This window comes from Neiella holothuriorum (assembly GCF_019457915.1).
Classification (GTDB): Bacteria; Pseudomonadota; Gammaproteobacteria; order Enterobacterales; family Neiellaceae; genus Neiella; species Neiella holothuriorum.
Window position 1 is genome coordinate 155447 of sequence record NZ_JAHZSS010000003.1, and the last position, 25680, is coordinate 181126.

The 25680-nt window shown below is 47.7% G+C and carries 19 protein-coding genes; 8 read left to right on the forward strand and 11 right to left on the reverse strand.

Features of this window, described 5'->3' with window-relative positions; translation table 11 throughout:
- Positions 1 to 6: 6 nt before the first annotated feature.
- The 8 genes from K0504_RS04265 to K0504_RS04300 all read right to left on the reverse strand — a co-directional run bounded on the left by K0504_RS04265 (position 7) and on the right by K0504_RS04300 (position 7725).
- Positions 7 to 900, reverse strand: a complete 894-nt coding sequence (locus K0504_RS04265; protein WP_220102922.1) for a GAK system ATP-grasp enzyme — start codon at positions 898 to 900, stop codon at positions 7 to 9.
- Positions 893 to 2527 carry an aminoglycoside phosphotransferase family protein gene (locus tag K0504_RS04270; protein ID WP_220102923.1) on the reverse strand — a complete coding sequence of 545 codons (1635 nt, stop codon included), beginning with the start codon at positions 2525 to 2527 and terminating at the stop codon, positions 893 to 895. Before K0504_RS04270 ends, K0504_RS04265 begins: the two co-directional genes overlap by 8 nt.
- A gap of 302 nt (positions 2528 to 2829) precedes the next feature.
- On the reverse strand, positions 2830 to 3309 hold the full coding sequence (locus tag K0504_RS04275; protein WP_220102924.1) for a CYTH domain-containing protein: 480 nt from the start codon (positions 3307 to 3309) through the stop codon (positions 2830 to 2832).
- Positions 3310 to 3333: 24 nt separating this feature from the next.
- Complete coding sequence (locus K0504_RS04280; RefSeq protein ID WP_220102925.1) at positions 3334 to 4077, reverse strand: ParA family protein; 744 nt, start codon at positions 4075 to 4077, stop codon at positions 3334 to 3336.
- The gene (locus K0504_RS04285) at positions 4074 to 5624 is read right to left on the reverse strand and encodes a CHAD domain-containing protein (protein WP_220102926.1); all 1551 of its coding nucleotides are present in this window, start codon (positions 5622 to 5624) and stop codon (positions 4074 to 4076) included. Before K0504_RS04285 ends, K0504_RS04280 begins: the two co-directional genes overlap by 4 nt.
- Positions 5624 to 5794, reverse strand: a complete 171-nt coding sequence (locus K0504_RS04290; RefSeq protein ID WP_220102927.1) for a ribbon-helix-helix protein, CopG family — start codon at positions 5792 to 5794, stop codon at positions 5624 to 5626. Before K0504_RS04290 ends, K0504_RS04285 begins: the two co-directional genes overlap by 1 nt.
- Positions 5795 to 5988: 194 nt before the next feature.
- On the reverse strand, positions 5989 to 6972 hold the full coding sequence (locus K0504_RS04295; RefSeq protein ID WP_220102928.1) for an ABC transporter substrate-binding protein: 984 nt from the start codon (positions 6970 to 6972) through the stop codon (positions 5989 to 5991).
- Positions 6973 to 7239: 267 nt separating this feature from the next.
- Positions 7240 to 7725, reverse strand: a complete 486-nt coding sequence (locus K0504_RS04300; protein WP_225917957.1) for an FKBP-type peptidyl-prolyl cis-trans isomerase — start codon at positions 7723 to 7725, stop codon at positions 7240 to 7242.
- Between the two features lie 459 nt (positions 7726 to 8184).
- On the opposite strand from K0504_RS04300, the gene K0504_RS04305 reads away from it, so the two are divergent.
- The 4 genes from K0504_RS04305 to K0504_RS04315 all read left to right on the forward strand — a co-directional run bounded on the left by K0504_RS04305 (position 8185) and on the right by K0504_RS04315 (position 13675).
- A complete protein-coding gene (locus K0504_RS04305; RefSeq protein WP_220102929.1) occupies positions 8185 to 10482 on the forward strand; it encodes a chondroitinase-B domain-containing protein in 2298 nt (765 codons plus the stop codon).
- A 145-nt stretch (positions 10483 to 10627) separates the two neighbouring features.
- Positions 10628 to 10792 carry a hypothetical protein gene (locus tag K0504_RS04310; RefSeq protein ID WP_220102930.1) on the forward strand — a complete coding sequence of 55 codons (165 nt, stop codon included), beginning with the start codon at positions 10628 to 10630 and terminating at the stop codon, positions 10790 to 10792.
- 1102 nt (positions 10793 to 11894) lie between these two features.
- The gene (locus K0504_RS18480; RefSeq protein ID WP_264082955.1) at positions 11895 to 12023 is read left to right on the forward strand and encodes a hypothetical protein; all 129 of its coding nucleotides are present in this window, start codon (positions 11895 to 11897) and stop codon (positions 12021 to 12023) included.
- Positions 12024 to 12673: 650 nt separating this feature from the next.
- Positions 12674 to 13675 carry a hypothetical protein gene (locus K0504_RS04315; protein ID WP_220102931.1) on the forward strand — a complete coding sequence of 334 codons (1002 nt, stop codon included), beginning with the start codon at positions 12674 to 12676 and terminating at the stop codon, positions 13673 to 13675.
- A 136-nt stretch (positions 13676 to 13811) separates the two neighbouring features.
- Here the strand turns inward: K0504_RS04315 and K0504_RS04320 are convergent, their stop codons facing one another.
- The 3 genes from K0504_RS04320 to bioA form a co-directional block, all read right to left on the reverse strand.
- Positions 13812 to 15299: a glutamate synthase subunit beta gene (locus K0504_RS04320; RefSeq protein WP_220102932.1), complete on the reverse strand. Its 1488-nt coding sequence runs from the start codon at positions 15297 to 15299 to the stop codon at positions 13812 to 13814.
- Between the two features lie 13 nt (positions 15300 to 15312).
- Complete coding sequence (gene gltB / locus K0504_RS04325; protein ID WP_220102933.1) at positions 15313 to 19911, reverse strand: glutamate synthase large subunit; 4599 nt, start codon at positions 19909 to 19911, stop codon at positions 15313 to 15315.
- Between the two features lie 479 nt (positions 19912 to 20390).
- Positions 20391 to 21692, reverse strand: coding sequence for an adenosylmethionine--8-amino-7-oxononanoate transaminase (gene bioA, locus K0504_RS04330; protein ID WP_220102934.1), 1302 nt, complete (start codon positions 21690 to 21692; stop codon positions 20391 to 20393).
- A gap of 108 nt (positions 21693 to 21800) precedes the next feature.
- On the opposite strand from bioA, the gene bioB reads away from it, so the two are divergent.
- From bioB to bioD, 4 genes are all read left to right on the forward strand, one after another.
- Positions 21801 to 22859, forward strand: coding sequence for a biotin synthase BioB (gene bioB, locus K0504_RS04335; RefSeq protein WP_220102935.1), 1059 nt, complete (start codon positions 21801 to 21803; stop codon positions 22857 to 22859).
- A gap of 93 nt (positions 22860 to 22952) precedes the next feature.
- Complete coding sequence (locus tag K0504_RS04340; RefSeq protein ID WP_220102936.1) at positions 22953 to 24119, forward strand: aminotransferase class I/II-fold pyridoxal phosphate-dependent enzyme; 1167 nt, start codon at positions 22953 to 22955, stop codon at positions 24117 to 24119.
- Complete coding sequence (bioC, locus tag K0504_RS04345; RefSeq protein WP_220102937.1) at positions 24116 to 24886, forward strand: malonyl-ACP O-methyltransferase BioC; 771 nt, start codon at positions 24116 to 24118, stop codon at positions 24884 to 24886. Before K0504_RS04340 ends, bioC begins: the two co-directional genes overlap by 4 nt.
- Positions 24883 to 25581 (forward strand): dethiobiotin synthase, encoded by a 699-nt coding sequence (bioD, locus tag K0504_RS04350; protein ID WP_220102938.1) that lies wholly within the window; start codon positions 24883 to 24885, stop codon positions 25579 to 25581. The genes bioC and bioD overlap by 4 nt, the downstream gene beginning before the upstream one ends.
- Positions 25582 to 25680: the final 99 nt, after the last annotated feature.

A 25680-nucleotide genomic window follows, 5' to 3' on the forward strand; every position in this document is an offset into this window, starting at 1 on the left:
ACCGATTTAACACGGCTTGAGTTGATTGATGGCATAGTCAACATAGCGCTTGGCTGCGTCTATGCCGATGCCGTCTTTAGCGCCTCGAAAACCGCCAAACGCGGAAACTTCAAATACCACTGGTCCGGTTGCGGTTTCGGCGACATCAACGGTCGTGAAGTCCATACCAAATGGTTGTTGCGCGCGGAAGGCCATTTCAATGACGTCCTCACTGAGCGAAGCCGCTTGGTATTTTCCGCCGCTGTGAATCGTGGTGTTCCACGAATCAGTTTGCGCAACGCGCGCATATGCGCCTAAGTATTCGCCACCGAGAAACACCAACCCCATATCTCGGCCTGATAAATCCAATTTTTGCTGGATATACATCATTGGGTTCTGTTGCTTGAATGACTCAATATGTTGCCTGCGCTGCTGTTGATTCATCGAGTTGTCAATAACCACCATTCCGCGTGCTTTGGTTGAATACAGTGGCTTGAAGATGGCGCTACCATATTGCTCGACTGCGTTCATCGCGGCATCGATGGACTCGGTGATAGTGGTGGGTGGCATTGGGATCTGGTGCTGACGTAAAGTGACCGTACAGCTTAATCGATCGATAAGGCGCAAAATGTTTAAGGCTGGGCTCATAACCCGCACGCCTTGATGCTCACACCAACGCAGTAGTTCGAGTCGATCGAGGGTATTCGGGTTGTATTCTGCACTGATTTTCTTAACCAATAGTGCGTCATAGTCGGAGATTTTAGTCGCGCCGGCATATACCGCGCCGGTGGTTAAATCTGCACGCAGCTCCGCCATATCAATGACGTGGCGAAAACCCGTGGCGTGTTCAACCGCATCAGCTAATGCTTCGGTCGACCATTTACCCGGTAAACCGATCACGCCAACTTTTAAATCAATCACTAAACAGCTCCTTGAGCGGCAATTTAAACTGATTAGGTTTTGCCAAATCAGCTCTTAGCAAATATTCAAGTATGTATCTTGCCCGATAGAACATACGGCGCGCCATGGTCTTATCGAGAATAAAACGCGTCGATGTGGCGAACGACCGCGCTAAACCGAGCGCTAAACGAATCTCAAAGCTGTTATCGTTGCGTTGTGCAGCATAACTAGCTGCAACCTGATACAAGCCAAGGGCTTGATAGCGAACCCGTTGGCGAAACTCAGTTTCTAGTACCTGCAAACGATAATTCGAGACCATGAATACCGATACATCTTGGACGTAATCAAAGTACTCTGAGCGATGTAAATCGATGAAGTTAATGCGCTTTTGTTCCGGTTCAAAAATGACGTTGTCGATATTAAAGTCACCATGAATAAACACACTAAAGGGCGGCGGGTGGGCTGATTCGAGTTGTTGGGCCTGCTTAATCAACTGGTTCATACTTGGCTTTGTATGTTGACCGATGTGTTGTTTACCTTGCTGAAAATCCGGGTGAATTTGATAAACACTGCTGAGCCGTTTCTGCATTTGCGCCATAAATTGAGCGGGCGATGGTTGCGGGCGATGCGTTTCATCCCAAATGTTTGTGAGCGTCGCTGCTAGCGTCGCCATGGCCTTATCCATCTCTGCTTGCGATGACTGCAGCACCACTTGTTCAAAGGTCATGCCTTGTAAGTGTTCAATCAACAGCGCGGCTTTGTCACCGGACTTTTTGTAGTTAAAAACTTGCGGTGCCACACCGGGGTAGATCTCGTGCCAGCGCTCAACGCCTTGTAGCTCTTCTTTAAGCTTGCGGCGTTCGCCATCTTTAAAAATTGCGACATGCTGATCATCGTTTGAATCGCGGACATTGACTGACGAGATGCCTGAGCCAGAGCGGGTTTCAGCAAGTGGCTGGATGTCGAGGTTGGCTAGCACGTCGGTTTCTAGCCAGTCACTTAGTGAATCGCGAAGCGAATAAAAACGCTGAACGTCCATAGGCTGGCCAATGTTGCTGGAAATAATGGACTCGCTAATGCTCAGCAATGCATTGCCCATTTGTTCAATGCTGTGGGCAACGAACAAACCCGTCACTAAATCTTCCGTGTGTTTCTTTTGCTTTAGCTGTTGAGTGTATTTTTTCAATAACTTTTGGTACGACGCGCCGAGTTTACTCTCGCTTTCACCGAGTTTTAGTGCCAAGTCGGTATTGCGATCCACAAGTGCCGCTTCGATTCGCCCAGTGCTTTTAATCACCTGCCTTAACAGAGGCTGGAACACGGTTAGATCAAGCCGGTGTGAACGGCGCAAATAGCCGAGTTGTTGAACGCAGTCGCGGCATAATTCTGTTAATCGTTCCAGATCATGGGCGATGGTGGTGACAGCGCGAAGCGTGAGAGTGTCGGTCGACTTACCTTGTGCCAGCTGCATGGTGCAGCCGTTCTGAATGCGCTGTTTGAGCGAATACGCGTAACCGCTGCGCTGAATGATCTGCTGGGCGGTGATGATGGATTCATTGTCAAAGTACTGGGCGAGTTGGCGCAACTGGTTGGTAACTTCAACCAGTAAAAAACGAAGATTAGCGCGAAGCGAGCTCGACAACGGCATAGTTTAAAACCTGTTCCTTGGTAGTTAGCTAAGTGGGTGAATCAATGACCCATCATGGTCATCTAATACACGGATTGATTCGAGCGCTACATAGTAACGTCCAATTAAGACGTTACGGTGATCGTTATAACCCCTTGCACACGACAGGCTTTTGACAGCGGATCTTACTCTGGCTTTTGCTGGTGGAGGCGGTTACCAGCACGGTTGTGCTAGCGTGGTGAGCGCCTTCAAACTAGGGCCTACGCCCTATTTGTAGCGCCGCCGCTTGTGTTATTCAGCTCAGCGCTCAAGCAATTCAGCCGTCAAGCAATTAATGGTATGCCATCGGTTGCTAATGCTTTGTTTTTGTATCCTTTTATGTGCGTCACGTCTTGGCCAAACCATGTCGGAACCTCAAAGTCATCAGTTTGCTCAACACTTTCAAATTCAACTTCTACTAAGCGAAGTGGTGCCAAAGCCCCTTCAAACACATCCAATTCAAAGCACAAATTGTTATCCAACTTGCCCTTCCAACGTGTTTTCTCAACACGCTGACCAATGGTGTTGGGCCATAATTGAACAAACTGCTGCTCACTAATGGTCATTTCATTTTCGTTTCGTACTAACCCCTCGCCAGACTTAAGGGTCATAAAATATTTACTGCCTTTTTGCCGAATGCGAACCTCAACCGAGTCATCTGGTTGTGTGAGGTAACCTTGACGAATGCTGGTTTGGTCAGCATTTGCGAGATCTGGCAGCTCTTTAACCAGAAATTTGCGTTCTACTTCTTGCTGTTGAGACATGGTTATGACCTCTTACAGAACAGGTTATATGCGCTGCTTCAGTTCTTCCCAAATCGCGCAATAGGCTTTGGCGGCAGGGCGGTTTCGTGCAAAATCTAATACTGGCGCACGATGAACTCCCATTTTTTCAACATCCGTTGAAAAAGGAACATAAGCGTTTAAAAACGTTTTTTTATAGCGTTTGTGCATTCTCTCCATGGTTTCCAGATGCAATTTTTTTGCCCGTTGCACCATAGAAAAGACAGGGATGAGCTTTTTCTTACCGAGTTTATGCTCATCGAAAAACGTTAGTAATTGCTCATAAGTGCGTTCCGAAAGGGTGCTGGGGATCACCGGTACCACTATGTGATCGGCGGCTTTGAACACGCTTTCTGATAACGTTGAAATGTTAGGCGGGCAGTCGAGCAACACCACATCGTAGTCATTGTTAACGGCTTTCAATGCTTTTTTCAGACGTGAACGACTGTTCTTCATGCGCGACAGAAAAATATCAAAATCACGATAAGTCATATTGGCCGGCAATACATCGAGCAGCTCAAAGTCGCTACCGCGAATTGATTTGGTGAATTTATCGACGTCTTTAAAAAATGCATCGTGTTGCAATTTCTTTGACGGTTTAACGCGGTAATAGAACCCCGACGCGCCCTGAGGATCGAGGTCGCACAGTAAGGTTCGTTTACCCGATAAGGCCAGGGCGTGGGCTAAATTAACCGAAGTGGCGGTCTTACCAACACCGCCTTTATTGCTGTAGCAGGCAATGATTTTCATGACGATTCCTGTTGCTTAAATAACTGCCGGAATTCATTTCGCGTGGTGTCATTGTCAAAGTCTGCAAACTTGGCAACGACCTGATCGCGTTCTTGTTGTTGTTTATGGCTCAATACTGAGCGCAGCGCGCCAACACTCTGCGCGATGGCAATATGTTGTGCTGTGCCTTTGTTGGCATGTGTTGCCAAATATGCCTGCAAGCTTTCTTGCTGCACTGAGTAATCATTAAATAGGCCAAGGGTTTCTTGCAGAACTTTGAGTGATTTGATGAGTGCCTTAATCGATTTAGCCGCAAAGAGTGGGGCAAAAAACTCCATCAAGTAGCGTAGTTTTTTGCAATCAATACGCAGCTCATGGATTTGTTCATCAGGCGTTTGCGCATCAATCGCGCGGGCAATCTTGCATACCTTTTGATATCGCTTCCATATCAATGTTTGGGCATAACTCGCCGCTAAATGTTTTGCCTGTGGCCCAGGTTTAATTACGTTGCTATTCGCTGAAAATTGAGCGGATAGTGCTGCCATTGCTTGTTGATAGGCTTGGCTAGCAAAGCGTTTACTGAGCTTGTGATGGTGCGCTGCGCGTTCTTTCTCGAATTGGGTAAACATCAAATCAAGCCCTTGATGCAGCGACGCCGGGAGCAAGCTGTAGAAGCGATCCTTTTCGAGCAAGTAAACATCCAAATCACGTAGTTGCCCCGTTGGATTCATGTGCTCGGAAAACGCTTGCTTCAAGCTGATGGTTTGCGGTGCCGAATAAACCCCTTTGAACAGGCTGAGCACTGACCTTACTTTGCGCAATGAAACGCGGTAATCGTGCAAAAATTCAGTGTCATAATCGGCAATAACGCCAGCTTCGTTAGCTCGAGCTACATCAATGTAGGTATGAATGATTTGGCTTGCTACGGTAATCGCGTTGGGTTTGCCTTTAAAATGAAGCGTTGGCTTTGGATCGTAGCCACTTGGGATATAGCCCAAGGCGTTAAAAATTAATGTTGGCGATAAAACTTGATGTGGTTGCAGCGCTTTATTATTGGCAAGTGCTTTAAGCACCGCTTGTTGAGCTTTGACATAGCCACGCACGGGCTCAAACGTAATGAAACAATGCCAGTTGCTGTCTGGGCTAGCCGCCCAACATTGGATGGATAATCGAGCAACGGTCTTGGCATTGCCATCAAGTAATTTGCCTTGAACTGATTTTTGCAGCCCCTTAGTACCGGCAAGTAACGCCCGTAGCGGCGACACATCAGCAAGCTCAGTCTTAACTTGGCCAGGGGCCAGTTTGGCAACAAAGTTGACTGGCTGATCGCAAGGTTGGGTGATGGCTAAACCATTTTGACTGATGAGTGTTAGCTGATCATTGGAGCGGTATAACACGCGATTTGATTGCTGAATGGTTTGATCAAAGCAGTCATACAGCTGCACATCGGCGGTGTGTTCAGGTACATCAAGCGCTAGGCGATATTTGCCTAGCTTCTTACCCAACTGACTCGTTAGCCCAGTGTTGAGTGTTTTGGCTTCAACTTGGTATACAAACGATGCGTTCATTATTTCTTTTTCTTGTCGCCGTCTAAATAATTGTTGATCAGTTTTTCTATGATTTGTTGAACCGACGTGTCTTCTTCGATCGCTCGAATTTTAAGGGCTTTGAGCGTTTTCGATTCGAGCCGCAAGGATGTGTTTTTCTTACCGTCCTTACTGTTTTTGTCTTTGGCCATGAAAGTGACTTAATGAAATGATGACGTCATTACATCATTAAGTCATGTTAGCGCGTAATGATCAATGGAGACATAGCACGGTGTGATACCGATCATAACGATTGGATAGTATGAATTGTCGACACAACGAGCGCCCTTGAATCAGGCAATAAGCGTTGGAATGATAAAGTGCGCAGCTAGCTAGTGCTTGAGGCTTAATTGAAGCTGGCTTTTTTCGCGAGGGCGGGTGGTAAGCTTAACTGATAGCGATCCAACTCGGCTTTACTGAAATAGTACTCGGTTAATTCGCTGTTTTTGTAAGGCGGCGGTGTCTCGCCATTGAGTATTTGTTTGGCCATTAATGCGGCTGTGGCACCGTGATTTTCGCTATTAATCGCTATCGCACCTACGAGTTTGCCAGGACCCACTGACGCGATACTAGAGGAAAATACGGGCACTTTACTGTGTTGACTCATCCACCTGATCACCTCGTTTTCTGGAATGACCCGGGCGTCTTTGCCTTTTAGTGTGAAATAATTTTGGACGATGATGGCGTCGTATTGCTCCGGCGCATGTTTTACCGCAACTTGCCAATCTTGATAGCGATCAAACACCTTGATGTCGACCCGCATCGTACCCCAGGTGATCTGTTGTTTACCCCCGTATACGTAATTTAAATTGGCCTCTGTCGTCGCGCTATTGTCCATTATGATCAAAATACGATTGTTGGTTGCCGGCACGATGGATTGAATTAACCGAGCAACGGGTTCGAGCTGACGCCGCTCTAACACGCCAACGCTATGGAGCAGCAATTGGCGGCTGTCATCAAACACTTCCCGCGGATTATTGTTCAGGCCGTAGTAAACCACAGGAATATTGCGTGCAATTAAGGTTGGCTCTAATAGACGAATGGCGTTGTCATCTCCCAACATAACAAGCTTGGGCTGTTGCTGTTCAATGAAGTCGAGTGCTTTCAATGCCTGTTGTTGGTGTTGTGCTTTTGGTAAACGTTTGGTGTCGAGATAAAACGTAGCGAGCTGATAATCGGGGGAGAGTACGCCGTAAATGCCCGTTAAGCATTTGTTGGTCCAACTGTTTGCATGGTGGTAGCTAGAAACAACAACAACATCGCTTGCATTCGCAACTTGAGTGAGAAGTGCAAAACACAAAATAACGATATTGCTAATGCCTTTTACCATGCACTGCCTACTTCGGGGATTACTGATAGCGTTTAACTGATGAAACTAAAGCCAAGTACCAAGCCGTTTTTTAAACGCCACGCTGACTAATTATTAAATGCTGTTTCGTTAAGATTAGTCAGTTGGCGCAAGGGTGTACAAGGAAATTGGCTAAAGTGTGATGAAACAGAAAGTCCTTATGCAATAGATGCATTTGGCCGTCAGTTTACTGCCGTGTAGCCGCCAGCATCCATCGGAAACTCGAGCGATTAACACCCAATACGTTAATCAGAGGCAGCGAGCTTCAAGCAATTCTACGGTGAACGTCAAAGCCATATTCGGCCCAATCGGTGCTCGGCTACCTTTGCGTCCGTACGCTAATTCAGGCGGAATATATAGCTCCCACTTTTCCCCTAGTTTCATCATAGGTACACCAATGGTCCAGCCTTGAATGACGCTGCCTAATGCAAAGGTTGCGGGTTTATCACGTAAGTAACTGCTGTCGAATACTTGATTATCAACGGCTAAGCGGCCCTCGTAATGAACAGTGACAGGGTGATTCGCATCAATTGCGCAGCCTTCAGTTGCTTCCACAACGCGATATTGCAGACCTTCTGGCGTTTGTTGCACGCCGGGTTGCAGTTTGTTGCGCTCCAGCCACTTTAACGATGTTGCCAAGTTGGCTTGAATTTCTGCTTCGGTTGGCTGCTCGCTACAGCCCGATAAGGTTACTAAAACGGCGAGTGTCGCAAACAGTGCAGGGATGGTTTTCAACGTGTAGCTCATTGTGGTTATAGCTCATTCAGATTAAGGGAAGCGTTGCGGCTCGCCGATTTGCTTCAAAGAGTAACGCAGCATGCGCTGGAAGTCATTGCGGTTGGGAGATGGTTTTTAGCACCACTGTTTGGATCGTTCCTCGCAAATTTAAGGGCTTGTTCTGCATCTGTTCTGATTGTGAATATTGAACGTGGCTTAGTGAATGCGCCCAACAGCACCGCTGTGCACCCGCCGAAAAACAAGATCTGCATCACGCTTTTAACATGAATAAGGCCGCTGCCACCCCCAAGCAAGGACTGTACTTTGCCCATTCAATATTCGTTCAGGTTGTTAAATTAGCATTGCCCACATTGTCGTTCGGCGTAAAGATTTTAGCGCCAAGAGACCTAGCAGGTTGGCTGTGGACCATAACACCGTATGCCAATAATCAGAATTTATATAAAGGGCTATTTAACTATGAAAAAGCGATTTTTAAGCATTGGTTTAGTGTTACTCACCACGTCAAATGTCTTGCTAGCAAAGGATATTTTTATCGAAGATGATAAAAGTCTTAAAGCCGCCATTAAAAAAGCGGTGGCTGGTGACAATCTCATCTTAAAAAACGGCACCTATAACGACATGAATATCGTCTTTTACGGCGAAGGTACTGAAGACAAGCCAATTACCTTAAAAGCTGAAACGCCGGGTGAGGTGTTCATCGAAGGCTTATCAAACCTACAAATTGGTGGCTCTTACCTTAATGTGGAAGGCCTCCATTTCCGCAATGGCTACACGCCAAGTAAGGTTGTGGTTAGTTTCAAAATTGATGATGAGCGCGTTGCTTATAACTCTAAGTTCACCAATAACGTGATTGAAGAATTTACTCAAAAAGACCGCGAAATTAGAGATCAATGGATCGCGCTTTGGGGCCAACACAACGAAATCAGCAATAATTTTATTGCCGGTAAATCGAGCCCAGGTCCAACTATTATGGTTGAGCTAAAAGGCAATGAGCACATCCATAATCATCACCAAATTACTAATAACTATTTTGGCCATAAACCTCGCCAGGGTGGCCCTGCAGGCGAAACCATTCAAGTTGGCAGTAGCTATACGTCTATGGCGCCTTCGTACACCAATATTGAGAACAATTTGTTCGAATACAACAATGGCGAAGTAGAGATTATTTCAAGCAAATCGAATCACAATCAATTTAAGAATAATGTCTTTTTTGAAAGTGAAGGCTCGTTAGTATTGCGCCATGGCAACTACTCAAACATCGACGGCAATATTTTCATTGGTGACGGCGAGAACGAGCATATGGGCGGGATTCGAGTCATTAACACTGGCCACTGGATCACCAATAACTACTTTTACAAGCTCAAGGGCGAACAATTTAGAGCGCCAATTGCGGTCATGAACGGTATTCCATACTCACCGTTGAATCGCTACAACCAAGTGACTGATGTGGTCGTTGCCTATAACACCTGGGTTGAAACAGCAACGCCTTGGCATTTCAGCGTGGGTTCAAACGTCGAGCAAAGTGACGTGTTGCCGCCATCTGAGATCCGCTCGGCGCGCCCTGATCGCACAGTGTTCGCAAACAATCTAATTTACAATAGCGAAAAGGCCGAATACCCAATTCACAGCTACGACGAAGTGGATGGCATCAAGTTCGTCAACAACGTTTCTAACCATGCAAACAAGTCCTCAGTTGGCGAAGAAGGTATTGCTAAACAAAACCTTAGCATGACGGCTCTATCCGATTACCTGATGGTGCCGGGTCTAAGTCGCGAAGCGTTTTACCATGGCTTTGGCTTTGACAAGATCACCACTGACTTGTTGGGCAATGAGCGTGCAAATGGCAATAGAGTAGGTGCTATTGCGAGCGATGCTAATTCTGGTGAAGCGTTGTTTGATCGTGAAAACTTTGGTCCATCTTGGTTCTCAACAGCACAAGAAGCTCGAGAAGCTAGCGTCATTAAAGCATCAAATAGTGCCGAGTTGATTGCCGCTGTTGCTGCTGCTCAATCTGGTGACGTTGTTGAACTGACCGCTGCGCATTACACGATCGATCAACCAATTGAAATCAACAAGCAGATCCTCATTAAATCGAGCGATGCGAAGCAAAAAGCAACGTTAAACGTTACCGCGGCAAATACTGCATTCTTGATGTTACCTAAAGGCAATCTGCACCTAGACGCTGTGGTGATGCAGGGTAACGGTCAGCAAAATGCGATTAGCACGCTAGATAAGTACATGTCGAAGGCTTATGACGTTGCTATCACTAACTCAGAGCTATCGCACTTTGACAATGTACTAGACGTATCACGAGGTTCGTTTGCCGACACTATTTTGGTAGAAAACTCGACGTTCACGGACCTCAACAATGGCTTTATGTTGAACAAAGAAACGCAAAACCGTGGTACCTACAATGTTGAGCACTTAACCATTACCAACTCTAGCTTCGACTCTGTTGAAGGTATGATTGTTGACTACCACCGCGGTGGGTATGACGAGTCAACCATTGGTGGAAACCTAGTGTTCAAAAACAATGTGGTGACCAATTCAGGTAAGGATCAAGCTCAGAATCTACTGATCAAAAACCACGGTATTGTAAACGTGACGCTCAAGGGGAATACCTTCAAAAACAACCCTGTAGAATTAGTAGCTGTGTTGTGGGGTGAGAAAGATCAAAAGCCTGTTGATAACAAAGTTGTTGAATCAGGTGAGATCACCATTGTTCAAAACCTCAAGCTTGATTTGATGTACTAATCAAACCGTCGTTGTTGTTCTAAATCCCGCTCATGCATAGGTGTGAGCGGGATTTTTTGTTTTGTGCGTTTATGTTTCGACAAGCTCCCTTCGCCCGGCTAAGCACAGGCGTTACGAAAGCTCGAGAGTCTTATAGGTTCGTGGTTTGAATTTGCCTTACCCGTTCGCATTGAGCTTGTCGAAATGTGAACGCGTGGTGATATTTAAGCTGTTGAGCTATCGGGCTAACATTAGCCACCAAATTGACTTCATTGACGTGCCGGTGCTGACCGGCGGCAGCTTAAGACCCTTTGCTGGCAAAGGGCCTTAAGAATCCAAAACCAGCCCTACGTCAGCGTGAATCCGCTTAACAACATTCCTCATTAGATGACCGTTTGTGATGCGCCGTCCATGGCGCAACACAACCTTGGCTCGAATCCATTCTCGCCATCATCAACAAAGGATTGTTAATCGGCGCTGACGAAGGGCGATTGGTATGGGGAATAGTTAAATGTTCATATTTGATACCTCAGTATGAACGGTGTTCGAGCTCTGTGCTTAGCGCTTTTTCTAGCGGTTCGATGGATGACTAACCCAAAAATTCCCCGTTCGCACTGAGCTTGTCGAAGTGTGAACGCTAATTCAAATCAGCGCTCGATCTTCAAATCCCCGTTATTGGCATGAGGCCAAGCTCAGGAACAAGCACAAAACCAAGCGCTTGTTTGTCGTGCATGAACTGGTTTGGATTTGGTGGGCGAGTTTAAACGTGTTCAAGCGCGACTTTTGTGCGCCTGAGGTTGGTTTCATGTTGGCCAATGCCGGGGCACACTTTCTTTTGCTTACTGTTCTTTGTGTGAGCAAAGAAAAGTAAGTCGCCTTTCTTTGCAAAAGAGTGGCGAAACCAGATCTTGATTTCGCTTGAGAGCTATCGGGCAAACACCCCATTTCAAATAGACTTCATTGACGTGCCGGTGCTGACCGGCAGCAGTTCAAGGGGCTTTCTTGTCAAAGCCCCTTAAAAATCCCCCGACATCCCGACGCTCTCGGCCTTTGGCTTCATTGTGTTGCTCGCGCTCGAAAGCGCCTGCGGAACTCACCTTACTGAAACAACGTAAGGCTCAAACAGTCCTCGGCTTTACCTTTCGAGCTCTGCGCTACTCATCGATGGCGACGGGAACAGGAAAACCACACTCCGATTAGATAACAGCGCTCGGTTTCCGAACCCCCGTCATTGGCATGAAGCCAAACTCAGGGAAAAGCGCAAAACAAAGCGCTTGTTTGTCGTGCATGAAGTGGTTTGGATTTGGTGGGTAAGTTTAAACGTGTTCAAGCGCGACTTTTGTGCGCCTGAGGTTGGTTTCATGTTGACCAATGCCGGGGCACACTTTCTTTTGCTTACTGTTCTTTGTGTGAGCAAAGAAAAGTAAGTCGCCGTGAGGGCGACATCTGATTTTGATATGCCCGTTAGCTATCAGGCTGGCACCTTTCATCAAATAGACTTCATCTACGTGCCGGTGCTGACCGGCAGCAGCTTAAGACCCTTTGCTGCCAAAGGGCCTTAAGAATCCCAAACCATCCCGACGCTCTCGGCCTTCGGCTCTTTCCGTACGGAATAAGTGTGTTGCTCGCGCTCGAAAGCGCCTGCGGAACTCGCCTTACAAAAAAACGTAAGACTCAAACAGTCCTCGGCTCTTCCTTTCGATCACTGCGCTACTCATCGATGGCGACGGGAAAAGGAGAACAGCGATTCATTTTAACTACATTGCTCGATCACCCAATCCCCCTCATTGGCATGAAGCCAATCTCAGGAACAAGCGCAAAACAAAGCGCTTGTTTGTCGTGCATGAATTGTTTGGATTTGGTGGGGGAGTTTAAACGCGTTCAAGCGTGACTTTTGTACGCCTGAGGTTGGGTGAGTGGTTTCCAATGCTGGGGCACACTTTCTTTTGCTTACTGTTCTTTGTGTGAGCAAAGAAAAGTAAGTCGCCGTTAGGGCGAAACCTTAGCTTGATTTCAACGCAAGCAGATGAACATGTCGCAACAAATAAAATATTGAGGCGTATCAGATCCCTACCTAACGAGATTAGGGTATGGTTTAGCAATTAACTTGTGCTGCACAATGCAGCCTAAAACTACCCTTACAAGGATTGGCAAGCTTGTAAGGTCACGCTAACAAACGGTTAGCTTTCATGGAAGTTTGGAGAAGGGAGTCATGGGCGAAGAAATACTAGCGTATTTAGATCACAATATTCTAGATTCTATTCGTAAAGGCGATCCTCATAAAATTAAAGAGCTAGTCAGAGAGTTAAAGTTAACTCCAATATATTCATATGAAAATCTAAAAGAGATAAAAAGGTCAATAGGTTCTGAGGATATATTTCTGAATCTATTGAAACAACTCAAAGCAAAGTTTATAGAGCCGATCCTTGAGAGCAACCTCCTAACAGGTTCAGCGAAAATTCAAGACGTCGATATCTTTGATGTTTGGAAATGGTTCATTGAAAATGAAGACCCGATGCCTGAGTATGGATACGGCTTAACATCAATGTTAGAGAAGTTTTACGGTGGAAGAAGCGATGAAAGCTTTTCCGATATTTTTGTAAAGGGAAGTGAGGAGCTTAAAGTTCTCTTAAACGATGCATTAAAGAATATCACAGTTCAAGACTCTATCACTGAAGAGATGAGAGCAGCAATCGAATCTCTACCTGATTTACTAAATGAACAGTATCAGCAAATTAGTCGAGAGTTAGATGGGCAGGAGCAATCTCCCGTAAAAGCTTTTGAAGCTGCTACTGGGTTAGGTGCATTAGTCTTAAAAAACATTGAACCACCGAATGTAGTTGAAAAGGTATTTGAAAAAGTACAAAAAAGCATGGAAGGGCCAGAGTTAGACATTGATATATTCTTTGGTGTAAAACCACAGCCCTCTGAAGCAAACGGCGATAGAGAAAAGACTTTATCTGAAAAAGTAAACGGGATTTATCACCAACTAAACTTCTTAGGCTATTACAGAGATACAGGCATGAAAACCCCTAGAGGGTTTGTGAGATCTTCTAGCGATATGACTCATGCAGGAGTGGCTTCATTTTGTCACTTACTCTTATGCCGTGACGAAGGATTAGTGGTTAAAGCTGCAGCTGCATATGAGTATTTAGGTGTAAAAACCAAAATAGTGCACTTTCAAGCTAGCAAGAAAATTAACAAGGGCACGTAACAGTTGGCCGCGTTCCTCTTCATTTCACATTATAGTCAACCATTACCAAACCTGTTGTTTAGGTGTTGATAAATAAACAAAAAAGCCGCTCAATGAGCGGCTTTTTCAATTCAATGCTTGTGAAAGCAATTTGCAATTAAGGCAAATAACTTTCACCCATCAAAAACGCATCAACTTCTCGTGCTGCGCGACGACCTTCGTCAATCGCCCAAACAATCAAACTTTGACCACGACGGGCGTCACCACAAGCAAACACGCCTTCAACATTGGTGTTGAATTCGTTGTATTCGGCTTTGGCATTACTGCGGCCATCTTGCTCAACGCTAAGTTGCTCAAGAATTTCCGCTTCTGGGCCGGTAAAGCCCATTGCCAAGAACACTAAGTCTGCGTTCAGAACCTTTTCAGAGCCTGGAATTTCTTGTGGCGCGAATTGGCCTGCATCGTTGGTAACCCACTTGATATCAACGGTGTGAACGGCTTTCACGTTGCCGTTTTCATCGCCTTCAATCTTCTTGGTCATCACTTGGTAATGACGTGGATCATCGCCTTGGATGGCAATGGCTTCAGACTGACCGTAATCAACCAACAAGGTCTTCGGCCATTCTGGCCACGGGTTGTTCTGAGCGCGTTCGTCAACTGGCTTTGGCATGATCTCAAGCTGAACCACATGGTTACATTTGTGGCGCAGTGAGGTGCCAACACAGTCAGTACCTGTATCACCACCACCGATGATCACGACATTCTTGCCTTCGGCATTGATGTAGTTGCCATCTTTGTGCTGTGAATCGAGCAGCGACTTGGTATTTTTACCCAAGAACTCCATGGCGAAGTGAACGCCGTTCAGTTCACGACCTTCTACCGGCAAGTCGCGTGGTTTAGTGGCGCCTGTGGCCAGTACCACGGAATCAAACTCGTCTTGCAGCTGCTTGGCTGGAATATCTTTGCCAATTTCCGTGTTGGTGACGAAGGTGATGCCTTCTTCTTTCAAAATATCGATGCGACGGTCAATGATGTGCTTTTCCAACTTCATGTTTGGAATGCCATACATCAACAAGCCACCAATGCGATCAGCTCGCTCATATACCGTCACAAGGTGACCCGCTTTATTGAGCTGAGCAGCTGCAGCTAGACCCGCAGGGCCAGAGCCAACAATGGCTACTTTTTTACCGGTGCGTGCCGCAGGCGGCTCAGCAACCACCCAGCCTTCTTCGAATGCACGCTCAATGATCGCGTATTCGTGATGCTTGATGGTGACCGGTGGCGCATTGATACCCAATACACATGAACCTTCACAAGGAGCAGGGCACACACGGCCGGTAAACTCTGGGAAGTTATTTGTTTTGTGGAGGCGCTGAATCGCTTCTTTCCAGCGGCCGTGGTAAATCAAATCGTTCCACTCAGGGATCAAGTTGTTCACCGGGCAGCCAGCTACCTTCGGTGCAAAGCGGCTGTTACCGCTTTGACAGAATGGCACACCACAGTCCATGCAACGCGACGCTTGTTGCTTGATGTCGTCTTCGAGCATGTGCTCATGAACTTCGCACCAGTCAATTAGGCGCTCAGCCGGATCGCGATCTGCAGGCAGAGCGCGGTCTACTTTTAAAAATCCAGTTGGATTACCCATAATTCGCTCCTCCTTACTTCGCTAATGCGGCCATGTGCATATCAAATGCAGCGGCGGCAACGTCATTGTCAGTGTCATATTTGCCCGATGCGCGAGCTTGCTTCATGTACTCTTGCATCTGTTTGAAATCAACTGGCATGACTTTAACGAATTTGGCGATAGCTGCGTCCCAATCTGCAAGCAGATCGGCGGCTACGTCTGAATCGGTGTGCTTTTGATGTTTCTCAATCAACGCTTTCAGGCTAGCAATGTCTTCGCTATCTTCTAGCTTCTCGAGCTGCACCATTTCCATGTTGCACTTGCTGGCGAAGTCGCCGTTCACATCAAGCACATAAGCTTCACCACCACTCATACCTGCAGCGAAGTTACGGCCGGTTTCACCCAAGATAATGGCTTTACCACCGGTCATGTATTCACAACCATGGTCGCCCACACCTTCAACAACAGCGGTTACGCCTGAGTTACGAACGCAGAAACGTTCGCCGGCAATACCGCGGATGAAGGCTTCACCTGATGTGCCGCCAAAGAAGGCAACGTTACCAATCAGAATGTTCTTGCGTGGTTCGAATGGTGAAACTTTAGGTGGGTAAACCACCAGCTCGGCACCGGACAAACCTTTACCGAAGTAATCGTTGGCATCGCCTTCAAGTTCAAAGCGAACACCAGCGGCTGCGAAGGTACCAAAACTCTGACCGGCAGAGCCATTGAACTTCACGCTAATGGTGTCGTATGGCAAACCTTCGGCGCCGTATTTCTTACTGACTTCGTTGGAAATCATGGTGCCGACAGAGCGGTCGGTGTTGATGATTGGCATTTCAATGGCAACACGCTCGCCGCTCTCTAGGGCCGGTTGCGCTTGTTCAATGAGCTTGCGGTCAACAATGTCGTGGATCAAGTGCTTTTGAGCGATGCTGTTGTAAAGCGTTTCGCCTTCAGCGGCTTCTTCTTTGTGCAGCAGCGGCTTCAGATCAACGTGCTTGAATTTCCAGTGTTCAACATCTTGGCGAACGTCCAAACATTGGGTTTGGCCAACCATTTCTTCAATGCTGCGGAAACCTAGCTCAGCCATGATTTCACGTAGGCCTTGAACCATCATGGTGAAGAAATTCACCACGTGCTCAACTTTACCGTTGTAACGCTCGCGCAGCTCTTTGTTTTGAGTCGCAATACCAACAGGGCAAGTGTTCAAGTGACACTTACGCATCATGGTACAACCTTCAACAATCAAAGCAGCGGTGGCGATCCCCCATTCCTCGGCGCCCAACAGGGTCGCTACAGCGAGGTCGCGCGGCGTCTTCATCTGGCCATCAGCCTGAACCGTAATACGGCTACGCAGACGGTTTTTAACCAGCGTTTGGTGTGTTTCAGCCAGACCCAACTCCCACGGCAGACCCGCGTGCTTGATGGAGCTTAGCGGCGATGCACCTGTACCACCGTCATAACCGGCAATCAGGACCACATCGGCATAACCTTTACAAACACCGGCAGCAATGGTGCCAACGCCAGCTTCAGATACCAATTTCACATTGATACGGGCGTCGCGATTGGCATTTTTCAAGTCGTAGATCAGCTGAGCCAAATCTTCGATTGAGTAAATGTCGTGGTGTGGCGGTGGAGAAATCAGACCTACACCCGGTGTTGAACCACGGGTACGGCCAATCCATGCGTCAACCTTATGGCCCGGCAGCTGACCACCTTCACCAGGCTTAGCGCCTTGAGCCATTTTAATTTGGATTTCATCGGCATTCGTCAAGTAATGCGAGGTCACACCAAAGCGACCAGAAGCAACCTGCTTAATGCGCGACTTCATGCTGTCGCCATTGTCGAGCGGTTTAAAGCGGATTGGATCCTCACCACCTTCACCCGAGTTGGACTTAGCGCCAATACGGTTCATGGCAATTGCCAAGGTGGTGTGTGCTTCCCACGAGATTGAGCCGAACGACATGGCACCGGTAGCGAAACGCTTGAAGATGTTTTCGGCCGGCTCTACTTCGCTAATGTCGATGGAAGGGCGATCGGACTTAATGTTCAGCAAGCCACGCAAGGTGAATGCTTCTGAAGACTGATCATCAACTTCTTTGGCGTATTCTTTGAATTGATCGTAGTTATTGTCAGCTGTCGAGTGCTGCAGCAAACGAATCGTTGTTGGGTTGAATAGGTGACGCTCACCATCATGACGCCATGCATATTCACCACCAGTGGCCAGCACATCGTCAATGACGATACGGTTGGCAGCTGGGTAGCCTTCGCGGTGCGTTTTCAGCGCTTCAGCGGCGATTTCATCGAGTCCAACACCTTGAATACGGGTAACGGTACCTGTGAAGTATTGCTTAATCACTTGTGCGTTAACGCCCAGCGCTTCAAAGATTTGTGCGCCTTGGTATGACTGCAAGGTTGAAATACCCATCTTCGAGAAGATTTTCAACAAGCCAGAGCCAACAGCTTTGATGTACTTGCTCAGCACTTGCGAATCGCTTAACTCAGGGTCAATGACACCTTCGTTACGCATTTCATTAAGGGTTTCAATCGCCAAGTATGGGTTTACAGCAGAAGCGCCGTAACCAATCAAGGTGGCAAAGTGGTGAGTTTCACGAGCGTCTGCAGCTTCAACAATGATGTCAGCTTTAGCGCGCAGGCCGTTTTTAATCAGGTAGTGGTGAACCGCCGCAGTTGCCAACAATGAAGGAATGGCTGCGTGATCGGTATTGGCATTGCGATCGCTTAAGATCAAAATGCTGTAGCCATCATTCACTGCGTCTTTGGCGTAACGGCAAAGCTTGTCGATGGCTTTTTCCATTTCACCGGCATCGCCGCTGGCGTTAAACAGCGCATCGAGCGATTTGGCTTGCATGTGGTTGTGATCAACCAACTTCAGCTTCATCAACTGCTCGTTTGATAAAACAGGCTGTTTGATTTCAATCTTGTGGCAGTGCTCTGGTGTTTCTGACAACAGGTTTTTGTTGGCACCAACATAAGTGCGCAACGACATCACCATTTCTTCCCGAATCGGATCGATTGGTGGGTTGGTCACCTGTGCGAACAACTGCTTAAAGTAGTTAGATAAATGTTGTGGACGGTCAGATAACACGGCTAGTGGGTTATCTGCACCCATGGCGCCGAGTGGCTCTTTGGCCGTGCTCACCATTTGCGCGAGGATCACGTTGAGATCTTCGTGGGTGTAGCCCGCGGCTTTCTGACGCATACGCAACGGCAGCAATGCTGGTTGCTGCTCAACGGTGCTTGGTGTTGGCAGATCATCAAGCACGATCTTGTTTTGCTCTAGCCATTCGCCGTAAGGCTGGCGAGAGCAGATATCGGCTTTCACTTCATCGTCCGCAATGATGCGGCCTTGTTTCAAGTCAGCAATGAAGATTTTACCCGGCTGCAAACGACCTTTTTTAACGACCGACGCAGGATCAACACATAAGGTGCCGGTTTCAGAGCCCATGACCACCATGTCATCTTTGGTCACGAGGTAACGAGAAGGACGCAGACCGTTACGGTCAAGGGTGGCACCAATCACTTCACCATCAGTGAAAGAGACTGACGCTGGACCATCCCATGGCTCCATGATGCAGGCGTAATATTCATAGAACGCGCGTTTAACGGCATCCATGTTTTCTTGTGTTTGCCATGCTTCTGGCACCAGCATCATCATGACTTGCGCCAGTGGACGACCGCTCATAACCAGCAGCTCAACCGTCATATCAAGGTTGGCAGAGTCTGAGTTGTCGCGGTTACACACCGGATACAGCATGGCCAACTCTTCTTTTGAGAAGGCTACTGAGTCAAACAGTGCTTCGCGGGCAGCCATCCAGTTGACGTTACCTTTTACGGTATTGATCTCACCGTTGTGAGACATGAAACGGAATGGCTGGGCACGACGCCAAGCTGGGAAAGTATTTGTCGAGAAACGAGAGTGGAACATGGCCAGTGCCGATGTCACTTTGTCGTTTTGCAAATCTAAGTAGTATTCACGCACCTGCGCGGTGGTGAATTGCCCTTTGTAAACCACAGTCTTGTTGGACAAAGAAGCAATATAGAACTCGTCTTTTTCACGCGAAATGGTCGAGTTAATTAAATGCGCAGCATATTTACGCAAGACAAATAGCTTACGTTGAAATTCTTTTTGGTTGAGCGAGTAGGGCTTAACAATAAAAGCCTGCTCAATACGCGGCTCAGTTTTTTTAGAAGCCTGACCCAGACCTGAATTGTCGCCAGGTACATGACGGTAACCTACAACTTCTAAGCCTAGTTTTTTGGCGCTATCTTCAAAGACGTTACGGCACTGTGTTGCCGTTTTTTCGTCTTGTGGGAAGAACATCATACCCACGCCGTAATTACCAAAGGCCGGTAGTTTAATACCCAATGGCTTCACTTCTTCAACGAGGAAGTCATGAGGAATTTGAATTAAAATACCAGCACCATCGCCCGAGCGAACGTCATAACCGGTACCGCCTCGGTGCTCCATGCAAGTCAGCATGGTCAGGGCGTTTTCGATAATGTCGTGGGACTTTTGGCCTTTTAAGTTGGCAACAAAGCCGATGCCACAGGCATCGTGTTCAAAATCCGGGCGATAAAGGCCGTCAGTTGAAACGTTATGTTGGGTCATAGTGGTTCCCGTCTGTTAATTGCTCCAAGTACTTCGAGCGGAGCAAGTTGCTTTCCAAAATTCATCATGCAGTGGCGGGCTAACCCTATTAAGCAAGCGGCCTGCAGCACGAATGAAAATTTACTAATTCCAATTTTATCTCAGCGGATTGTTATGGTTGATTATGTTGCCGCTGACGATCACGCGCACATTATGCACATTTTTCGACTAAAAGCTCGGCTTTGACCGAATGCATTGTGAATATTTATGCGCTTTTAAGTGAATGGCGTACAAGACCAGATTTTCACTCGTATCACAAGTAAAAAAACAACTTATGTTGAGCTAGATCTATCAGCTTGAGTGCATCTAGAAGCCCGAAAGTCCATTAAAAGGCTTAGCCATCAAGCTTCGCGAAGGCATTCAATTGGTTAACTCGATGTAAAAATTGAAAACACACAAATGAATAAGATTGCAGTTTAGTGTGCATTTTTTATGCGGGTTTAGCTTTTAGCCAGGGCGTTATGGATAGCGCCAGTGAGCTGGCTTAACTGCTCTGATGAGATGACATACGGCGGCATCACATAAGCTAATTTACCAAATGGCCGAATCCAAGCTCCGTTTGCTATGACGTTGGCCTGTAACGCTGCCACGTCAATGGGCTGATGCATTTCGATGACGCCAATTGCACCCATCACGCGAACATCTGCCACGCCTTCAAGATCGGCACAAGGCGCTAGTTGTGTTCGTAATTGTGACTCTATGGCTGCAACGCGTTGCTGCCATGGCGAACGAAGCAGCAAATCGATACTGGCATTGGCAACCGCACAAGCTAACGGGTTGCCCATAAAGGTAGGGCCGTGCATGAATACGCCAGCCGCCGACTGGCAGACGGTTTGTGCCACATCATGGCTGCACAAGGTCGCCGCTAAAGACAAGGTACCGCCAGTTAGCGCTTTGCCAATACACATGATATCTGGGGTGATGTTGGCGTGTTCAACGGCAAATAGTTTGCCGGTGCGGCCGAAGCCGGTGGCAATTTCGTCAGTGATCAGCAATACCTGATGTTCATCGCACAAACGGCGAATGTGCTGCAAATATTGTGGGTTGTAAAAGCGCATGCCGCCGGCGCCTTGCACCACGGGCTCAATAATAAATGCTGCCACGCTGTCGCTATGGCTTATAAAGGCTTGCTCAAGCTCAACTAGCCAGTCATCACTCAGTGCCGCATCAATTCCTTGTGGTGGCGCCGGTAGAAATAAGGCTTGTGGTAGAACGTCACTAAACAAACTGTGCATACCATTAACCGGATCGCAGACCGACATGGCGCCAAAAGTGTCGCCGTGGTAGCCGTTGCGAACTGTTATGAAGCGAGATTTTTGAGGCTGCCGCGCACCGTGCCAATATTGGAGCGCCATTTTCATGGCCACTTCGACGCTGACCGAGCCCGAGTCGGACAGAAACACGCGCTGCATTGGCTCTGGCGATAGCGCTACGAGCTTTTTACACAGTTCGATAGCGGGTTGGTGTGTCAGCCCACCAAACATCACGTGACTCATCTGACTAATTTGGTGTTCAATGGCGTGATTTATTTCAGCCACGTTATAACCATGGATTGCGCTCCACCAACTGGCCATACCATCAATCAATTTGGTTCCGTCGGCTAATTCAATCTGACAGCCAGAAGCGCTGCGCACCGGGTAGTTTTCGACTTGCGGATCAGCGGCAGAATAAGGATGCCAGACGTGTTGGCGGTCAAACTGCATGTCAGTATCGGACGTTGGTTGCTGTTTTGGTTTGGTCATAAATTGAACGCTAGTTAACGTGAGGGGCTAAATTGCCGTTGACTGCGGAGGGCGTGTCGCTAGACTAGCGATCAGACCTAGCTATTGCAACTCTTTAAGGAAGCTTCCATGGCCGCTCAAGCCTCGTTTGGTACCATTCGTAATGATTGGACGTTGGAGCAAGTCAACGCCTTGTTTCAAATGCCATTTAATGATCTGTTGTTTCAAGCTCAGACGGTGCATCGCCAGCATTTTAACCCTAATGAAGTACAAGTCAGCACGCTATTGTCGATTAAGACAGGTGCTTGCCCTGAAGATTGCAGCTATTGCCCACAGAGTGCACGTCACAATACCGATCTTGAGACTGAAAAGTTGATGGAAGTACAAGAAGTTTTGAACAAAGCGAATGAAGCCAAACAGTCTGGTAGTTCTCGCTTCTGTATGGGCGCCGCATGGCGTAACCCGCGTGACCGTGACATGCCGTACATCATCAAGATGATTGAAGGTGTAAAGGAAATGGGCCTAGAAACTTGCATGACGCTGGGCATGCTAACCAAAGATCAAGCACAAACCTTGGCTGATGCCGGTCTTGATTACTACAACCATAACTTAGATACCTCGCCGGAGTTTTACGGTGAAATCATCACCACGCGAACCTACCAAGATCGTTTGAACACCCTAGATAATGTGCGCGATGCGGGCATGAACGTTTGTTCTGGCGGGATTGTAGGGATGGGCGAAACGGCCAATGATCGCTCCGGTTTGTTGATGGCTTTGGCCAACCTTGATCAACAACCTGACAGTGTGCCGATTAACATGTTAGTCAAAGTTGACGGTACGCCGTTGGCAGAAAATGAAGCGGCTGAAATTGATCATTTTGAGTTTATTCGTACCATTGCAGTGGCGCGCATCATGATGCCTAAATCGTTTGTTCGATTAAGTGCTGGCCGAGAAGAAATGAATGAGCAAATGCAAGCGATGTGCTTTTTTGCCGGCGCTAATAGCATCTTCTATGGCTGTAAGTTGTTGACTACCGATAATCCCGATGAAGATTTCGACAAAGCGTTATTTAAACGACTCGGCATCAACTCTGAGATGACCAAGGGGTATAGCGATGAAGTTGAGCAATATGTGATTGAACAAGCCGTCAAAGACAAACAAACGGCCGGCATGTTCTACGAAGCATAACGCGGTTAATTATCTGCTTTTGTTGGCCGCTCAAATGCGGCCATTAAATTGAAGCTAGCGCTTCGTTTATCATTAATAACGACCTATCTATCGATGAGCTTACTCAGTCGCATTGAGCAACAACTGGCAACCCAACGCGGTGCTGGCCGCTGGCGCAGCGTTACGCCGCGCCAGCAAGGGCAGGGGCGCTATCTTGTGGCAGGAAATCAGCGTTGGCTTAATTTTGCTTCGAACGATTACCTCGGTTTAGCCAATCACCCCAAGGTTCGCCAAGCCGTGGCCGATGCTGCGCAGCAGTATGGGGTAGGGAGCGGCGGTTCGGCTTTAATCACCGGTTATCACACACTCCACCAAGCATTGGTTGATCGTTTGATTGAATTGACGGGTAAGCCGCGGGTGCTGTTGTTTGGCTCGGGGTTTTCAGCCAATCAAGGCGTATTAACGAGCCTGTTGCAGCAAGGTGATTTGATTGTCCAAGACAAACTTAATCATGCCTCATTGATTGACGCGGGGCTTCACAGCGCTGCAACTAGTGCGCGTTTCCGTCATAACGATGTCAACAGCGCAAAGCGCCAACTATCGCGCCAAGCGAGCGGCAAATTGCTGGTAACAGAGTCGGTGTTCTCGATGGATGGCGATAAAGCGCCGCTCAACCAACTAGCCTTAGCGAGCCAGCAACATGATGCGTTATTCATGGTTGATGACGCCCACGGCATTGGCGTGATTGGTGAGGAAGGCTTGGGCGCGACCAGTGTTGAGCCTTCGATTGATATATACATGGCGACGTTTGGCAAGGCGTTGGGCGTGGGCGGCGCAATGATTGCCTGCGATCAACACATTGCTGATTATTTAACGCAATTTTGTCGCCATTACATTTACACTACGTCGCTGCCGCCAGCGCTGGCTGCCGGCGTTAGTGCCGCGATTGATTGTATGGCAGCCGAGCCTGAACATCGCGAGCGACTGCTTGCACGCATTGAGCAATTCCGTCAGTTAGCTAAAGCCGCGCAGTTACCACTATTGGCTTCTCAAACGGCCATTCAACCTGTGTTGGTGGCTGGAGCTGAACGGGTGACGTCCGTTGCCGCACAACTTCAGCAAGCCGGTATCGCTTGCGGTGCGATACGTGCTCCCACGGTTAAAGCGGGCGATGAAAGGCTGCGCATTACTATTAGTGCAAGTCATACAGAACAAGATATTGAAACATGCGTTGCCGCCGTTGCACGCGCGCTAGAGACAACGCAGGAGCAAAACCAATGACAGTAGTTGAGGTGCAACCCTCAGTCGCCAAACGCTTTTCCAAAGCGTCAAAACGTTATCATGAAGCGGCCACGGTGCAGCAACAGGTTGGGCGTAATTTATTGGCCTACAACCCAGTTCGAAATGCCAAGGTTGCCGTCGATTTAGGCTGTGGGCCGGGTAGCTTTGTACCTGCCTTAATGCCGTTGACCGAACATTTATTTGCCGTTGATTTAAGTCCGGCGATGTTACGCCAATGCCGCTTGGTTGATGATCAGGTTGTTGCTGTGCAAGGCGATGCGCAACAACTGCCGTTTGCCGACAACAGCGTTGATTTGATCTTTAGCTCGCTAGCACTGCAATGGGTAAGTGATTTAGACAGCATGTTTGAGGAAGCTCAGCGAGTTCTTAAGCCTGGCGGTAGTTTGGTCTTTAGCTGTGTTACTGAAGGTTCATTGTGGCAATTGAAAAAAGCCTGGTTAAAGGTCGATGATTATGATCACGTGAATCGCTTTGCCAGTGTGGCCAACATTGATAAAGCGGCAAATCATGCGCGCCTGCAAAAAGCCATTGGTGTGGTTCGCCCACATACCTTTTGGTACCCAGATATTCGAGCGCTATTTGGCTCTATTCGAGACGTTGGCGCTAACACGGTGATCGGCAGTAAACGTCAAGGGTTAATCGGTCGTCAGCTGTGGCAAAAATTTCAGCAGGCCTACGATCGTTTTCGGACTGAGGAAGGGCTACCGCTCACCTATCAAATCTATTACGGAGTCGTCACAAAATGACGGTTGTGTTTGTAACCGCCACCGATACCGATGCTGGCAAGACGGCCATATCGCAAGCATGGCTTTATGGTGCTCGCGCCATGGGTAAACAAGTGCTGGGCTACAAGCCTATTGCTGCAGGTGCTGATTGGCACAATGGCCAATTAATTAATGAAGATGCGCAACGTTTAGCGGAGCAAAGCAGCGCCGATTTAACGGCTGGCGACATTAACCCTGTTTGTTTTGAACCGCCCATTGCGCCACATATTGCTGCCGCAGCAGACAACAAAGAAATTGAATTAGCTAAAATTGACCAGCACTTCCAACAATTGCGTCAGATTCACCCCGCCGATTTTTGTTTGGTTGAAGGCGCCGGAGGTTGGCGGTTGCCGCTGAACTTACAGGGCGATACGTTGGCAAAATGGCCAGCCCACAACAAATGGCCCGTGGTTATGGTAGTCGGGCTTAAGCTGGGTTGCTTAAACCACGCGCTGTTAACGGCTGAAGCCATTTATGGTGATGGTTGTGAGCTAGCCGGTTGGATTGGCAACGGCGTGGATCCGACGATGGCGAATCAGCAGGCTAATATTGATTCGCTTAACGCATTACTGCATGCGCCATGTTTAGGCATTGTTCCGCATTTAAAAGACCCTAACCCTACCGCGATTTGGTCACACCTAAACAACGGGTTAACGGCTTTGAGTCAGCGCCTTTAACAACCCTAATTGATCAGTTAGGCGTTTAAGCTGTATTGATGATTCGCAAATGTTGACTCGCGAATTGAACGGTAATGCGCTTTAATTTTATTTATGTTC